Here is a 15,116-nt window from a genome sequence, read left to right on the forward strand (position 1 = left end):
GGGGGGGGGGGGGGGGGGGGGGGGGGGGGGGGGGGGGGGGGGGGGGGGGGGGGGGGGGGGGGGGGGGGGGGGGGGGCCCCGCCCCCCCCCCCCCCCCCCCCCCCCCCCCCCCCCCCCGCCCCTCTGCCGTGTGGGGTCGCCGCCTCACTCGTTCAGCGGGACGAGGCGGTGGCCCGTCCTGGTCACGGCCGGTTGCCTGAGGCGGGTGCCGGGCAGGCGGCCAGGACACAGGGTTGAGTAACAGCCTACGTGCTCGATGCCTACTCGCCCGCCGTTGGACGGATGAGGAGGAGGCCCGCGCTGTAGGAGCGGGCACGGCCGATGCCGGTGGTGAGGGCGTCGGTGAAGGCGGGTGGGTCGGTGATGGTGAGGGTGCCCTTGATCTCGGCGCGGCCGATCTTGGCGTCCCGGTGTTTGGCAGTCAGGCCGAGTTTGGGGAGCATACGGATCGCCATGGTGTCAGGGTCGCCGTAGGCGCCGATTCGGCGGACGCCGGCCGGGCCGGTGCGGTCGGCGCCGGTGGGTTGGAGGCGGGCGGCGAACCAGTCCTTGACGTGGCGGGGGGTGGTGTCGGAGAGGCGTTTGCGGATGAGGACGCCATCGCCGGTGCGGGTCTGGCGATCACGGGTCGGGTTGACGACAATACGGAAGCCGTAGGTGTCGCCAGTGCGGACGGTGGTGTCGACCTGGAGGAGAGCGATCCGGTCGGCCAGCGCGGTCCGGGGGATCGAGGACCAGTCGGGCTGGACGCGCGACTGGACGATGACCACCAGGCTGTTGTTCCGGAGGTCGAGCGTCCAGGTGTTGAGGATGCCCATCTGGGCGCGCGGGTCCGCTTCGCCGGGCTCGGTCCAGCCATAGAAACCGGACATGACCAGCCGGTGCATGACGTGCGGGTCGAGGATCGCCTTCTGCGCCAGGGCGTGAGTGGCGTCCAGGTGCAGGATGCTATGGCAGGCCACGAAGCGGACGCTGTCGGTGGAGGCAGTGGTCATAGCAGGTGGTCCCATCCGATGGACGCGCCGGGTTCGATGCGTACGCGCTGTTCCCAGCGGGGTGCGTAGGAGCGGTGCACGGTGTGGAAGCTGATCGGGTGGTCGGTGACGGAGGAGGCTCCGGTGGTGCCAGCGGGGACCTCGATCCACGCCCAGGGGCGGGGCGTGCAGTCCTGCGTGAGGAGTCTGGTGGCGGCGAGGACGTTTTCGAGGGTCCCGGGGTGGACGCCGCCGGAGATCTCGCCGGCGGGCGGGCAGTTCTTGCGGCCGAGCCAGAGCAGGCGTCGGGGTTGTTCGAGGGCAGCGGCCAGATCCTCCAGCAGGCCCTTGTCCGGGTGTTCGACGGCGGCGACGAACTTGGCGTCGGCGAGGTAGCTGCGGCTGGTGATCATTGGGGCGCGGCCGACCTTGCGGGACAGCAGCGGGCCGCCGTCCGGGTCGGGGGCGATCCCCTTGGGTGCCCCGTACCAGTCGATGACGGCCCGGGCGGGCGGGGTGCCGAACACCGGCCCGGTGGCCGCGTCGAGGGCTGTGGCGGCCTGCTGGGCGCGGCGGTGGTCGGTGATCAGGTCGCGCGGGCGTAGCGGGTACCGACCGCCGCCGACGGTGTGGTAGTCGCGGACGGGGGTGCCGGGGCGGTCGGCGCGGACGGCGAAGCGGAGTTCGTCGAGCGGTTCCAGCGGTTCGTCGCGGGAGTGGCCAGCGGCGGCCGCGAGGAGGCCGAGGAAGCCGGACTTGGTAGGCCTGAGGTGGGTGTCGCGCCGGTCGAAGCGGGAGACCAGGCCCCAGGCCTGGAGCGGGCCGGCGAGCCGGGCCAGGAGGACGTACGGCCGGGTCACGCGGCGGTCAGCTCCTCGGTGGAGTCGGCTTCGGCGGCGGCCAGGGCGCCGCCGGCGGAGAGTTCGTCGAGGAGGTCCTGGATGCCGAGGTCATAGGTGAGGACGTGGCCGCCGGTGATGTCGGAGCGCTTGCGGGTGACCAGCCGGTGGTGCTTGAGGAGTCGCTCGGCGGCAGCGCGGCTGGCGGCGCCGTCGGCCTGCTCGTCGATGGGCTCCTCGAAGACGGCGGAGTAGTTGAAGGGGCGCTTGCCGTCGAAGGCGAGGACCAGCTTGGGCAGGGAGCCGGTGGAGGCGGTGGTGTTCTTCTTGGCGGCGGGCATGGCGTCGATGAACGCCTCCACGAACTGGCGCTCGGCGGCGGTGGCGGCCCGGTCCGCGTCCTCGGCGCTCATGCCGCCGGCCATCAGGTTGACGCGCAGCTGGACGCGGTCGAGGGCGGCGTGCCGGTAGAAGGTGCCGGAGATGAGGGATTGGTAGCCGGTCATGCCGGCACCGGCGCCGTCGGCGGCGTCGAGGTAGTCCAGGGCGTTGGCCTTGCGGCGGATCTTGGAGTCGTCGGCGGCGCTGTAGAAATCGTCGATTTGGGCGGCGGCGTGGACGGTGAAGGCGGGGCCGGTCATCACGGCGCCGTCCACGTTCGGGGAGTCGGCGATCTCGGCGAGGAAGCGGCCGTAGAGGGCGATGTCGATGGCGTCCCGGGGGGCGAGGGCGGCCAGGACGGCTGCGCGGACGGCCCGGGGAAGGGCGGGGACGCCGGTCTCGGCGGCCTCCTCGACCTCGGCGGGCAGGAGGTCCTCGTCGGTCCTCGTCGCGCGTCGCCGGCTCCTGGCCTTGGTGGTCTCGGCGATCCTGCGGGCCTCCTCGAACCCGGCGGCCCAGGAGACGACCTCGTCCCGGTGGGCGTGGAGATACTCGGCGAGCTTGGCCCCGGCGTCCTCGGGGGCGAAGAGCAGCACCTTGGTCAGGTTGCGGGTGCGCTCCTTGTCGCCGAACTTGAGGCCCACGCCCTCCAGTACGGCCTTGGCGACGGGCAGCGCGTCCCGCTCCTCCCAGCCCAGATCGCGCAGCGCCTCCGCGGTGAGCAGCGCCCACTCGCGGGTGCGGACGCCCATGGTGTAGCCGGCCAGGGCGCCTTCGCCCGCGTTGGCCTTCTCTCGGCCGAGGGTGCGCTCGGCGCGGCGGCGGGACTGGGAGGTGATCAGGTTCCTGGTCTCGCCGCCGAACGGGATGGTCTTCGCCATGCCGTTCTCGTCGCGGACGGGCAGGACGGCTACCAGGCTCTCGAGGGCGTGTAGGGAGAGGAACTGGTGGCTGTCCAGCCGCTCGGCGACGGCGCTGGTGCGGAGGATCGTCATGGTGTCAGCCGTTCTTCTTCGCGGGGTACTCGGGGGTGTAGAAGTCACGGGCCCAGCCGTACGGGGTGGCCCGGCCGGGGGCCTTCCACGCGGACAGGTCGGCGGCGAGCCGGGCCCAGGACGGCGGTGCGGTCTCGCAGGCGCGGGCGCGCTCGACGGCGTGCTGCAGGTGGCGTACGGGCAGTTCGCGGGAGGCCACCAGGCGGTCGAGGAGGCGCCTGGCGCCCGGGTCGTCCCTGCCCCGGGCGGCGGGGGAGCCGATGCGGCGCAGAGCGGCGCCCGTCGATCCGTAGCCGGCCTGCGGCACGCTCCGGCCGGCGTGGTAGCGGGCGAAGAGGAAGGCGACCCGTTCGAAGACCGGCCGGTCGTCCTCCTCGGGACTGAAGGAGGCCGCCCGCAGCCTCGGCTCGGAGAGGGCCTCGGGGCGGCGCAGATCGGCGAGGCGGCCGTAGTCGTGGGTCCACACCAGGCTGCACAGCCAGCTGGTGAGGCGCCGACCGGGGGTTCGTTCGGCGGCGGGTTCGTCATGGGGCGCGGCGTCGGAAGCGGCGACCGGCCTGAAGACCTCGCTCAGGTCCACCGACAGCTGTTCGTCAATCACGCGGGGGCTCCTTCAGGTACGGCGGACAGGACGGGCCCGCCAGCATCCTCTTCACCTTCTGTTCGGCCTTGGCCCGGGCGTTCATCCCCCGTCCGCCGGGTGGCAGCGAGGTGAGGCGGGCCCGGAGGACCTGCCGGGTCAGTGCGTGGATCTCCCGGCCGAACTCCGCCAGGGGGCCGTCGCCGGCATCGGTGCCGGCGCTCACCTCCGCGATCAGGTAGGAGAAGTGGTCGGCCGCGCCCGCCCACAGGTCCGGTTCGGCGTGGAAGCGCTTGAACAGGGAGGTCTTGTCGGCCGGTTTCGGGTTCGGGTAGGCCTCGTCGCGGGCCACCGTCGCCGCGGCGTACAGGGCCTTGGCGGCGTACTCGCAGATCTTCGACCCCTCGTCGGCGGCCCAGCTGAGCTGCTCCTCCCGGCCGGGTACGTAGGGGAAGGTGTCCGAGACCCAGGCCGTGGCGGTCGCCTGCCGGGAGATCAGGCCGACGGCGGTCAGGTCCACCCGTCGGTCGTGCAGGCCCGCGAGGCGGTCGTACAGATCGGTGCCCTTGGCCAGGTTCGGATCGGCCCGGTGCGTGGCCGCGTACACCGCGTGGGACTCCCGCCACAGCGCGCGGTCCTCGCTCGGCCGCAGGGGCTCCGGCTCACCGTCCTTCCGGCGCGGGGCCAGGACGGCGTCCTGGAGGTGGACGGGCGCCAGCGGGTCCAGGATCTCGCCGGCGGCGCGCAGGACCCGGTCGACCATGACCTCGCCGTCGACCAGGACGGGCCGCAGCAGGATCGACCGGCCCAGGAAGGAGTGGAGGTCGGCCGGCCCGTCGGGCAGCCGCGACACCTTCCGGCCGTGGAAGGTGCGGCGCCCGGTGCGGCCGTCGGTCCAGGAGTAGTTGAAGGTCCCGATGTCGGCGGGCTTGCACGGCATGATGTTCAGCCGCAGCGTGTCGCCCAGCGTCCGCCCCCGGGCCAGCACACGGATCCGGGCACCGAGCCGTCCCACCGCCTGGTAGGTCAGCTGCGGGCCGAGCCAGTCGGCCTTGGCCATGGCGCGGCCGCCGAGGCCGTACGCGTGCTGGGTCAGCATGGCGCGGAACGCGGCGTCGGAGGGTAGTGGCTCGGGGTCGTGCAGGTGCACCTTGTCGAAGAACTGGTTGTAGTCGCCGGTGCGTTCGATGACGAGCTGCGCCGGACCGACGCCGTTCGCGGCCATGAACGGGGCGAGCAACGCGTTCTGACCCAGGGGGCGTTGGGGGTGGAACAAGTCCCAGTGGTCGGCTGGTTCGTCCCCCAGCCAGTCCGCCGCCTTCTCCAACGAGTGCGCGGTATCCACCCAGTGGTGCCAATCGGTGGGCGTGGGCGGTACGCACTTGGCCGCGTACATGATCGCCATCAGGTACTCGAGGACGGCGACCTCCTCGCCGGGGGTCGAGCTGACCAGCGCGGTGAACTCGTCGGCGCTCCGGAGGAGTTCGGTCAGGCCGACCCGCCGGACCTCGGCGGGACGTACAGTCGGGTCCCCTCCCTCCGCAGGCCGGCCCGGGCCAGGACGTGTCAGTACCGGCTGGCATGCTTCCGTCCGAGGGTCCCAACTCGGCTGTGCATCCTGTGAGTGCGGCAGACCTCGGGACATCCTTGATGTTTGACGGTGCGTCACGGGAGTGGACCCTACTGAGCTCGGGAGCGACCGAACGATGAAACCTCTGGGAATCACCCGTGCGGGTGTCACGGTCTGGGGCAAGACCGACCAGTTCAAGATCAGTGAGAGGCGCGGCGGCCCGTCCTGGAACCCGCTCCTGGCCCACCTGCTCGACACCGCCGCGTGCGCCGGGGAGTTGTGGGACCACTACCTCGCGGTGCCAGTCCGCGACCGCCTCGCCGAGACTCTGGGCGCCGGGGACGTCGCCGTCGCCCGGCGGAACGCGATGTTCTACGCTGGCCTGCACGACCTGGGGAAGGCCTCGGCCGGCTTCCAGGCGCGGTTCCTCGACACGGACCGGGGCCACCTGCGCAGAGCTGCCAGGGAGTGGCTCGCGCAGGCCCGTGCGAACGGGGTGCCGCTCCCCGCCGACCTCCGCGCGGCCCGCAGGCTGCGGCACGAGCTCGTCACCGCGCACTGCCTGCCCCGGCTTCTCGGCTGCGGCTGCGTGGACTGCGGCGGCACGGGCACCCCGCACCTCGGCCTCCACCGGGTGGCCCTCCTCCTCGGTGGGCACCACGGCCACATCCCCGGCCCCGACCTCCTCGGGCGGGCGTCGACGGCGGCCCCGCCGGAGGACTGGGACGCCGTCCAGCGGTTTCTCATCGGGGCCGTGGCGTCGTTCCTGGACGTCGACCTGGACCGGCTGCCGGAGCAGACCACCTTCTCGCGCCCGGCGTCCCGCCCCCTCTTCGCAGGACTGGTCGTGACCGCCGACTGGATCGCCTCCGACGCCAACCGCTTCGAGTACCGCGACGGCGGGAGCGTCCAGCAGTGGTGGCACGACGCGAAGAAGCAGGCGCACATCGCCGTGCACGACCTCCGGCTCCGCGGCTGGGAACCGAAGCCCGGGACTTGGGCGGAGCTCTTCCCCGACACCCCGGAGCCCCGCCCGTTCCAGGCGGCTGCCATGAACGCCGCGCCGGAGGCAGGGCCGGCCCTGGTCATCGTCGAGGCCGGCACCGGGGCGGGCAAGACCTCCCTGGCCCTCTGGTACGCCCACCACCTCGCCCGCACCAACGGCTACCACGGCTTCTACACGGCGATGCCCACCCGGGCCGCCACCGATCAGGCCGCTGTGGAGCACATCGGGTTCCTCGGCCGGGCCTTCGGTCGGCCCGGCGACGCCAACCTCGCCATCGTCCACGGGGCGGCCGAGGCGACGGACACCGCGCACCGGCTCCTCGACGCGGGCGAGGACGCCCGGCCGGACGACCTCACCGACCTCATTCCCTTCGTCGAATCCACCATCTGCGGCCGCCACGACCGGGACGCGACCACCAGCGTGGTCCTCGACCCCTGGTACCTTCGCCGCTGCCTCGGCCTGCTCTCCACCTTCGGCGTCGGCACTGTCGATCAGGTCGCCCTCGCCTCGCAGCGTTCTGCGCACTGGTTCCTGCGCCTCTTCGGCCTCGCCAACAAGACCGTCGTCATCGACGAGGCCCACGCCTACCAGCTGTTCCAGGAACGGTTGTTGGGTGCTGCCGTCGCCTGGCTCGCCGATGCGGGAGCGTCCGTCGTGGTCCTCTCGGCGACCCTCCCGGCCGCCACCCGCGAGGCGCTGGTCGCCGCGTGGTGCCGCGGCCATCGCACCGCCGTAGGAGACGCCGCAGTACGGGGCACTGCCACCCGGCCCGCCGCTGCGAAGGGCCCGGTCACCGTCGTCGACCGGCACGGCCGCATCACCCGCGCGGCCCCCGACGAACCGTCGGCCGAACTCCACACCCGGCTCGACCTGTTGCCCGATCCGGGCTCGGCGGCGCTCGCCGACCGCCTCCTCCGGGAGGCCTCCGCCGGGGGCGTCACCACCGTCATCCGCAACCGGGTCGGCGCCGCCCACGACCTCTACATCCACCTCCTCGATCAGGCCGGGAGCCACGGCTGGCGCCGTGACGAGATCCTGCTCCTGCACGGCAGGCTCGCGCCCCGTGACCGGCTGCCCCGGGAGGCCGGGATCCGTGCGCTGATCGGCCCGGGGGAGGACCGGCGGGCGCCCAACCCCCGGCGCCCGCATCGGCTGCTCGTCGTCTCCACCCAGGTGATCGAACAGTCGCTGGACCTCGACAGCGACCGCCTCTACACCGACCTAGCCCCCGTCGACCTGCTCATCCAGCGGCGCGGACGCCTCCACCGGCACGCCGTCAACGACGGTGCCGGTACCCGCCCGCCCGGCTTTCGGACCCCCCGGATGACCGTCCTGTGGCAGCCGGACCGGGCGCACCTGCCGCTCGTCCAGCCGCCGACCGGCCGCACCGTGGGCAACCGCGACGCCCTCGTGTACGCGCCCTACGCGCTCGCCGCGACCTACCACCAGCTCGCGGAGCGCACCGTTTCGGCGGCCTGTCCGGACTGTGAGGACGCCCGGCGGGCCGGCCCGGCCGCGCGCATCGCCTGCCTGTCCACCCCCCGTGACACCGTGGGCCTGATCGAATCCGTCTACGCGCCGGGCCGCTTCCCCGAGACCCCGATGGGGGCTCTGCTGGCCACGACCTGGGAGAGCTGGAGCGCCGATCTCGCGAGGCACGCGAACGCGGCCAAGGCCTACGCCCTGGAGCCCTACCACCCCGGCGACGGCACTCCCGGTGACATCCACCTCCTGGAGAGCGGGGGTGCGAACGGCCGTGGCGCCGACGGCACTCCGGGCCTGGCGGCGCGGTCACGCCTCGCCGAGCGGTCCGTCGAGGCGATCCTGCTGTTCCACCACCCCTCGGAGGGCGAGCACCCCAGCGGGCACTACAGCTACGACCCGCAGGGCCGGATCAGGGCGGACCTCAAGCAGTATGGCCTCCGGGGAGCGGACCGTGCCGCCCGGCGGGCGCAACAGCAGAACCTGCTTCTCAACACGGTCTCTGTGCAGGCCAGTTGGTTTGCCCACCTGCCGCCCGTCGAGTACTGGGAGAACCCGGGTATCGGGGTCCTCCGGCACCGGCGCGTCATCGTCCTGAAGCCGGACGGCACCGGCCCGGAGGGGGGCGCACTCCAGTGGCTCCGCTACGACTCGGCCCGGGGTTTGCACCTGGCGTTCCGGCGGTGAGGCGGTACTCTGCCCATCCTTGCTCCCGGTGTCAGCGGGGATGGGCCTGATGTTCCGAGCTCTCTGAATCCATGTTCCCCGCGCCGGCGGGGGAGGGGCGGCGCGCGGCGGGGTTGGCGGTGTGCCCGGTCGCCCACGAACCGCGCGGGCGGTAGCGTCACCCTTGGTCGCCAGGGCGTTACGGTGTGCGCCCGGTGGAGGGTGCCGGCCGGGCCCTGGGGCAGGCCCGCCGTCCCTTCCGTCGACCCGACAGGAGTCGCCCCCATGGCCGTCCCCACCGACTTCGACCAGCACGCCACCGGCTACAGCCTCCCGCACGCGTACTGGCTGGCCAAGGCCGCCGAACTCGCCTACCAGGACGAGGCCGCGATCGAGGAGCAGGCCCGCGCCTGGGGCTTCGACACCGTGCGCCACCACCAGACGCGCTTCACCCCGCCGTTCCCGCTGCAGGACACCCAGGCCTACACCATGGCCGGCGACAACATGATCGTCACCGCGTTCCGCGGCACCGAGCCCGCGCAGATCCGCGACTGGCTCTCCGACTCCACCACCCCGCCCTGGCCGGGCCCCGCCCGGACGGGCTACGTCCACTACGGCTTCGCCGAGGCCCTCGAATCCGTCTACCCGGACGTCGCCAAGGCCGTCTCCGACCTGCGGACCGGCGACCAGACCGTGTGGTTCACCGGCCACAGCCTCGGCGGCGCCCTCGCCATGCTCGCCGCCGCCCGGCTCGACCTGGAGGAGCCGAGCCTGGCGGCCGACGGCGTCTACACCTACGGCCAGCCCCGGACCTGCGACCGGCTGCTCGCCGCCGCGTACGACAAGGGCCTGCGCGGGCGCACCTACCGCTTCGTGCACGGCAACGACATCGTCCCCGAGCTGCCCCCGGAGCCCGCCTTCACCCACGTCGAGGCGCTGCGCCACATCGACTCCGCGGGCCGCGTCCAGGAGAAGGTCCCGCTGGTCTCCGCGCTGACCGACCGGGCCAAGGGCCTGGGCGCCGCGGCGTTCTCCCCGGACGGCGAGGGCATCCGCGACCACCTGATGCGCAGTTACCTCGCCGCGCTGGAGAAGGCCCTGGCCTGACCGGCGCGGGCTGGGGGGCTTGCGCCGGGGCGGGGGCGCACGGGACGGGCGCGGGCCCGGTGATCTTGGACGGATAGGCTGCCGTGAACTCAGGTCCTCGCGGTGAGGACGGAACTGATGAGGATCGGTGGTGTACGGACATGATGGGACCGGCGCATTCGCTGTCGGGTGCGGCCGCTTGGCTGGGGGTGGGCGCGGCGGCGGCCGGGATGGGGGAGCCGATGCCCTGGCCGGTCCTGCTCGCGGGGGCGCTGATCTGTGCGGGCGCGGCCCTGGCGCCGGACCTGGACCACAAGGCGGCGACGATATCCAGGGCGTTCGGGCCGGTGTCCCGGGCGCTCTGCGAGGTGATCGACAACCTCTCGTACGCGGTGTACAAGGCCACCCGCGGCAAGGGCGACCCGCGGCGCTCGGGCGGCCACCGGACGCTGACGCACACCTGGCTCTGGGCGGTGCTGTGCGGGGCGGGCGCGGCGGCGGTGGCCGTGTACGGCGGCCGCTGGGGCGTGCTGGTGGTGCTGTTCGTGCACATGGTGCTGGCGATCGAGGGACTGCTGTGGCGGCACGCCCGGGTCTCCAGCGACGTCCTGGTGTGGCTGCTGGGGGCGACCAGCGCGTGGATGCTCGCGGAGGTCCTCGACAAGCCCGGCAACGGCTCGCAGTGGCTGTTCGAGGAGCCCGGGCAGCAGTACCTCTGGATCGGCCTGCCGATCGCGCTCGGCGCGCTGGTGCACTGCCTGGGCGACGCGCTGACCGTCTCGGGCTGCCCGGTGCTGTGGCCGATCCCGATCGGGCGCCGGCGCTGGTACCCGATCGGGCCGCCGAAGGGCATGCGGTTCCGGGCCGGCAGCTGGGTGGAGATCAAGGTGCTGACCCCGGTGTTCATGGGGGTCGGCGGGGTGTGCGGGGCGGGGGCGCTCGGCTTCTTCGGCAACGGCTGAGGTCGATGGCCGGGGTCGACTGCCGAGGTCAACGGCTGGTGTCAACGGCTGAGGTCGGAGGTCGTCCGGCCGGGTGAGAGTCGGGGTGCCCTCGGCTGGGTAGGCATGGCCGGTGCGGGAGGCTGGGCCTCCGGCGCCGGGGGCGTGTCCGGTACTTCTCGCAGCCGTGGGAGCGTGACAGATGACGTCCGTACCGGGTGAGGTGGCGATCGTCACCGGTGCCGCGAGCGGGATCGGCCGGGCGGCGGCGCTGCGGCTGGCCCGGGCGGGCTGGGCGGTCGCGGCGGTCGACGTCGACGCGGCCGGTCTGGACGCGTTGGTGGAGCAGGCCCCGGGGGTGCGCCCGTGCGTCTGCGACGTCACGGACTACGCGGCGGTCTCCGCCGTGGTCCGTGACGTCGGCCGCGAACTTGGCCCGCCCCGCCGCCTGGTGCACTGCGCGGCCGTCGGCGTGATGGGTCGGCTGCTCGATCGGGACCCGGCGGACACCCTGCGCCTGACGGACGTCGTGTACGGCGGCACGCTCCGTACGGTCCGGGCGGTGGTGCCGGTGATGGCGGCGCGGGGCGGGGGTCAGGTCGTGCTCTTCGGGTCCATCGCCGGCTGGGTCCCGGCGCCGATGGGCGGGGCGTACGGTGCGGCCAAGGCGGCGGTCCACTTCCTCGCCGAGACCGTCGCGGCCGAGCACCGGAAGGACCGGATCCAGGTCGTGTGCGTCTGCCCGCCCGCGGTGGAGACGCCGATGCTGGCGCGCCTTCGGACGGATACCCCCGAACTGATCGGTCAGCGCCGGGGGTTGAGCCCGGAGGAGGTGCTGGACTCGATGGACCGCGCCCTCGCGCGGGGGCGACTGTGGGCCTTCCCCGGGCGTGGCACCCACGCGATCTGGACCGCCCGGCGGCTGGCGCCCCGCGTGGTCAGCGGCATCCTGGGCCGGGTCCTGGTCGGGAAGTAGCCGGGGCGCCGGTCAGGGGGTGACCGGGTAGCGGCCGCTCAGCGGGCCGCGAGCAGGCCGTCCACCAGGGCGTCGAGGCCGTCCCGGTAGGTGTCCTGGGCGGTGAGCGGCGCCCAGCGGTCCGCGAGCCCGGCCAGGCGGGGGAGTTGCTCCGGGTCGAGGTCGGCGAAGACCTGCTGACGGTGGGTCGGGCGGTCGTCGGCGGGCCGGCGGCGGGCCGTCGACGTGCGGACCATGATCTCGCCGGCCGTGTAGTACCAGATGGCGCGGTAGCCCTGGACGGCCCGTTCCGGCGACAGGCCGCAGGCCACCAGGCCGTCGACGATCTGCTCAACGAACCAGAGCGAGTGGGCGGACATCAGGCTGTCCCCGGTCAGCACCTCCACGATCCACGGGCAGGCGGCGAGTGCCTCGTGGATGGCGGCCGCCGCGGCGACGACCCGTGCGCGCGGCTCGGCCGGGAGCGCCGTCGGTCGCAGTGTCCGCGCGGCGTAGTCGTCCAGCAGCAGGACGAGCAGCTCCTCCTTGTCGCGGACGTGGTGGTAGAGCGCCATCGGTGTGCTGCCGACCTCGGCGGCCAGGCGGCGCATGGTCAGCCGCTCGACGCCCTCCTCGTCCACGATCCGGCGGGCCGCCGTGACGACCTCCTCCCGGGAGATCCGGGGAGGCCGACCGGTGGCCTTGCGCCGCGCGGCGGGCTGCGCCGCGGCGGGCCGCGCTCCGGCCGACTGGGGGGTGGCGGACGGCGGGGTGGAGGGCTGCTGCATGCCCCCATCATCACCCGGGACTCGACAGTGGGGATCGCCCGGGGTTACTTTCTATACATGTACAAAAACTCACGAGGGCGCCCCGGCCGGGTGCTGGCGGCGGTGGCCGTCGCCCAGTTCGTCTTCGCCCTGGACATGTCGGTGGTCAACGTCGCCCTGCCCGCGATCCGGACCGACCTGGGATTCGCCCCGCTCGACCTCTCCTGGGTCGTGCACGTCTACGCGCTCACCTTCGGCGGGCTCCTGCTGCTCGGCGGCCGCGCGAGCGACCTGTACGGACGGCGCCGGCTGCTCCTGCTCGGCCTGGCCGTCTTCGGCCTCTGCTCGCTCGGCGGCGGGCTGGCCCAGGAGCCCTGGCAGCTGGTCGCCGCCCGCGCCGGGCAGGGTGTGGGCGCCGCGGCGGCCGCCCCGGCCGCGCTCGCGATGCTCACCACCACGTTCACCGAAGGGCCCGGGCGGGTGCGCGCGCTCGGCGTGTGGAGCGCGACGAACGCCGCCGGCGGAGCCCTGGGGGTGCTGGCGGGCGGGCTGCTGACCGAGTACGCGAGCTGGCGCTGGGTCATGCTGGTCAACCTGCCCGTCGTGGCGACGGCGCTCGCCCTGCTGCCCGCCGAGGCGCGGCCCGCGCGGTCCGTACGGCCGGTGAGGCGGGAGCGGCCGGACGTGCTCGGCGCCGTCCTCGCGACCGCCGGCATCGGGCTGCTGGTGTTCGGCGTGGTCCGCACCGACGTCCGGGGGTGGGGCTCCCCGGCCACCCTGGGGACGCTCGCCGCCGCCGGCGCCCTGCTGGCCGCCTTCGCTGTCACCGAGGCCAGGACCGCCGCGCCGCTGCTCCGCCTCGGCCTGCTGCGCAGCCGCTGGGTGGCCGGTGCCAACGTGCTGGTGTTCCTGGCCGCCGCCGGGCAGTTCACCGCCTTCTACTTCGTCTCGCTCTACCTCCAGCAGGTCCTGGGCCTGGGCGCCGCCGCCACCGGCCTCGCCTTCCTGCCCTTCTCGGCCGGACTGGTCGCGGGCACCGTGTTCGCCACGCGCGTCGTCGCGCGCCGCACTCCGCGGGCCGCCCTGGTGCCCGGGGCCGTGCTGGCCGCCGTAGGCCTGGCCTGGTTCGCGCTGATCAGCCCGGACGGCGGCTTCCTCACCGACGTCCTCGGCCCGTCGCTGGTCACCAGCATCGGCACCGGACTGGTCCTGGCCCCGGTCGCCGCCGCCGGGACCACCGGTGTGGCCGCCCGCGAGGCCGGAATGGCCTCCGGCCTGCTCAACAGCTCGCGCCAGCTCGGCGGCTGCGTCGGCCTGGCGGCCCTGGCCACCGTCGCCGCGCACCGCACCGGCGGCGCCACCGACCCCGTCGCCCTCAACGACGGCTACGCCACCGGACTGGCCGTCACCGCCGGGCTCTTCGTCCTCGCCGCGGTGGTGGCGGTCGCCGTGCTGCCCCGGCGGCGGCCGGAGGCGCCGGGCCTCCCCGACCCGCTCACCCCCGTAGCGGAGGGCCCGGCAGAAAGCTCCGCGCGGAACCGCGCGGAGAACCGACTGGAAGGAACCCGCTCATGACGACCACGCCGATCGAGGCCGTGGACCTGTTCGCCTCGGCCCTGCACATCCACCCCGACGGCGACGTCCGGGCCACCGGGCGGCGGATGACCGGCGGCGACGCCGGGGCCTGGCAGATCGCGACCTTCCACGTGGAGAGCGACACCGAGGTCCACGCCGACCACTGGGAGATGCACCCCGAGGCCGAGGAGGCGGTCTGCTGCCTGGCCGGCGGCGTCCGGCTCTTCCTCCGCCCGGTCGAGCCAGGTGAGCCCGGCGAGGCCGGCGAGGCCGAGTCGGTGGTACGGCTGACGGCGGGCACCGCCGCGATCGTGCCCCGGGGCCGCTGGCACCGGTTGGAACTCGACGCCCCCAGCGACCTGATGTCGATCACCCTCCGGACGGGTACCCGGCTGGAGCCGCGCACCGAGGCCGGCTGACCGGCGAGGGCCGTGGCGGGGTGGTCCGGCACGCGCCGGACCACCCTGGCGTGTCCGCCAACACCCCTTGTCGACAAGGGGATTGACGTCAGGCCGAGGGTGTGGCGGAGCCGGCGATCCGGGCCAGCAGGGCGGCGAGCTCCCCGGGCATGGACAGGAACGGGGAGTGGCTGCTGGGCAGCCGGTGGACGGTGTCGGCGCGGGCGGCGAGCCGGTGCTGCTGGGACAGGTCGAGGGCCTGGTCCTGGTCGCAGACGACGTAGCTGGAGGGCACTGTGCGCCAGCCCGCCGTGGTCACCGGCTCGGTGAAGGACCGGACGCTCTGCGGGCTCAGTCGGGCCACCGCGCGGTCGGCGACGTCGGCGGGCACGTCGGCGTAGTACTCCTGGCGGGCGTGGGCGACGTCCGGCGGGGTGTGGCCCGTGTCGTCCTCCGGTGAGGGAATCCCCAGGAAGGAGAACGTGCTCTCGCCCACGTCCAGTTGGAAGGCGGAGACGTACACCGCCCGCACCACGTTGGCGGCGCCCGCGACGGCCTCGGTGGCGGGGGCGCCGCCGTAGGAGTGGGCGACCGTCACCACCGGGCCGTCGATCCGCCGCAGGTGGTCGCGGATCACGGCGGCGTCCTCCAGCAGGCCCGCCGACCGGGTGCCCTCGGGGTGGGCGGCGGAGCTCGGCAGGTCCACGGCGTGGGAGCGCCAGCCGTCGGCGGCGAGGGCGGCGCGCAGGGGGTCCCAGCACCAGGCGCCGTGCCAGGCGCCGTGGACCAGCAGGAAGGTGGGGCGGTCGGGGGCGGCGGTCACAGGCGGGTCCTCCGTCGTACGGGGCGCGGGCGGTGGGCCCGTCCGAGTATCCGTGGTGAACGTGACGGCGGTGTGACG

Annotated in this window: 13 protein-coding genes; 6 read left to right on the forward strand and 7 right to left on the reverse strand. The window is 74.0% G+C overall.

The genetic code is table 11. The features are described 5' to 3' along the window. Positions 1–260 precede the first annotated feature (260 nt). From cas6e to ACLWS4_RS29040, 5 genes are read right to left on the reverse strand one after another with little or no spacing between them, the layout of a single operon-like run. Positions 261–995 carry a type I-E CRISPR-associated protein Cas6/Cse3/CasE gene (gene cas6e, locus ACLWS4_RS29020; RefSeq protein WP_416875668.1) on the reverse strand — a complete coding sequence of 245 codons (735 nt, stop codon included), beginning with the start codon at positions 993–995 and terminating at the stop codon, positions 261–263. Then, on the reverse strand, positions 992–1,834 hold the full coding sequence (gene cas5e / locus ACLWS4_RS29025; protein WP_416875669.1) for a type I-E CRISPR-associated protein Cas5/CasD: 843 nt from the start codon (positions 1,832–1,834) through the stop codon (positions 992–994). Before cas5e ends, cas6e begins: the two co-directional genes overlap by 4 nt. After that, entirely contained in the window at positions 1,831–3,189 is a 1,359-nt protein-coding gene (locus tag ACLWS4_RS29030) for a type I-E CRISPR-associated protein Cas7/Cse4/CasC (protein ID WP_416875670.1), read from the reverse strand. Before ACLWS4_RS29030 ends, cas5e begins: the two co-directional genes overlap by 4 nt. Before the next feature lie 4 nt (positions 3,190–3,193). Next, a complete protein-coding gene (gene casB / locus ACLWS4_RS29035) occupies positions 3,194–3,790 on the reverse strand; it encodes a type I-E CRISPR-associated protein Cse2/CasB (protein ID WP_416875671.1) in 597 nt (198 codons plus the stop codon). Beyond that, complete coding sequence (locus tag ACLWS4_RS29040) at positions 3,783–5,414, reverse strand: type I-E CRISPR-associated protein Cse1/CasA (protein WP_416875672.1); 1,632 nt, start codon at positions 5,412–5,414, stop codon at positions 3,783–3,785. The genes casB and ACLWS4_RS29040 overlap by 8 nt, the downstream gene beginning before the upstream one ends. A gap of 61 nt (positions 5,415–5,475) precedes the next feature. Between ACLWS4_RS29040 and cas3 the strand changes: the two genes are divergently transcribed. The 4 genes from cas3 to ACLWS4_RS29060 all read left to right on the forward strand — a co-directional run bounded on the left by cas3 (position 5,476) and on the right by ACLWS4_RS29060 (position 11,496). Then, the gene (gene cas3 / locus ACLWS4_RS29045; protein WP_416875673.1) at positions 5,476–8,514 is read left to right on the forward strand and encodes a CRISPR-associated helicase Cas3'; all 3,039 of its coding nucleotides are present in this window, start codon (positions 5,476–5,478) and stop codon (positions 8,512–8,514) included. A gap of 264 nt (positions 8,515–8,778) precedes the next feature. After that, positions 8,779–9,600, forward strand: coding sequence for a lipase family protein (locus tag ACLWS4_RS29050; protein ID WP_416875674.1), 822 nt, complete (start codon positions 8,779–8,781; stop codon positions 9,598–9,600). A gap of 140 nt (positions 9,601–9,740) precedes the next feature. Next, complete coding sequence (locus ACLWS4_RS29055; RefSeq protein WP_049650939.1) at positions 9,741–10,541, forward strand: metal-dependent hydrolase; 801 nt, start codon at positions 9,741–9,743, stop codon at positions 10,539–10,541. Between the two features lie 181 nt (positions 10,542–10,722). Further along, positions 10,723–11,496: an SDR family NAD(P)-dependent oxidoreductase gene (locus ACLWS4_RS29060; protein WP_416875675.1), complete on the forward strand. Its 774-nt coding sequence runs from the start codon at positions 10,723–10,725 to the stop codon at positions 11,494–11,496. Positions 11,497–11,534: 38 nt separating this feature from the next. Here ACLWS4_RS29060 and ACLWS4_RS29065 read toward each other — a convergent pair whose 3' ends face one another. Then, positions 11,535–12,263: a TetR/AcrR family transcriptional regulator gene (locus tag ACLWS4_RS29065; protein WP_082345634.1), complete on the reverse strand. Its 729-nt coding sequence runs from the start codon at positions 12,261–12,263 to the stop codon at positions 11,535–11,537. A gap of 57 nt (positions 12,264–12,320) precedes the next feature. Here ACLWS4_RS29065 and ACLWS4_RS29070 point away from each other — a divergent pair, with 57 nt between their 5' ends. Both ACLWS4_RS29070 and ACLWS4_RS29075 read left to right on the forward strand, forming a co-directional pair. Further along, complete coding sequence (locus ACLWS4_RS29070) at positions 12,321–13,817, forward strand: MFS transporter (protein ID WP_416875676.1); 1,497 nt, start codon at positions 12,321–12,323, stop codon at positions 13,815–13,817. After that, on the forward strand, positions 13,814–14,236 hold the full coding sequence (locus ACLWS4_RS29075; RefSeq protein WP_416875677.1) for a cupin: 423 nt from the start codon (positions 13,814–13,816) through the stop codon (positions 14,234–14,236). Before ACLWS4_RS29070 ends, ACLWS4_RS29075 begins: the two co-directional genes overlap by 4 nt. 88 nt (positions 14,237–14,324) lie before the next feature. Here the strand turns inward: ACLWS4_RS29075 and ACLWS4_RS29080 are convergent, their stop codons facing one another. Then, positions 14,325–15,038 (reverse strand): alpha/beta fold hydrolase, encoded by a 714-nt coding sequence (locus ACLWS4_RS29080; RefSeq protein ID WP_416875678.1) that lies wholly within the window; start codon positions 15,036–15,038, stop codon positions 14,325–14,327. Positions 15,039–15,116 lie beyond the last annotated feature (78 nt).

Source organism: Kitasatospora sp. SC0581 (assembly GCF_048159585.1).
Lineage (GTDB): Bacteria > Actinomycetota > Actinomycetes > Streptomycetales > Streptomycetaceae > Kitasatospora.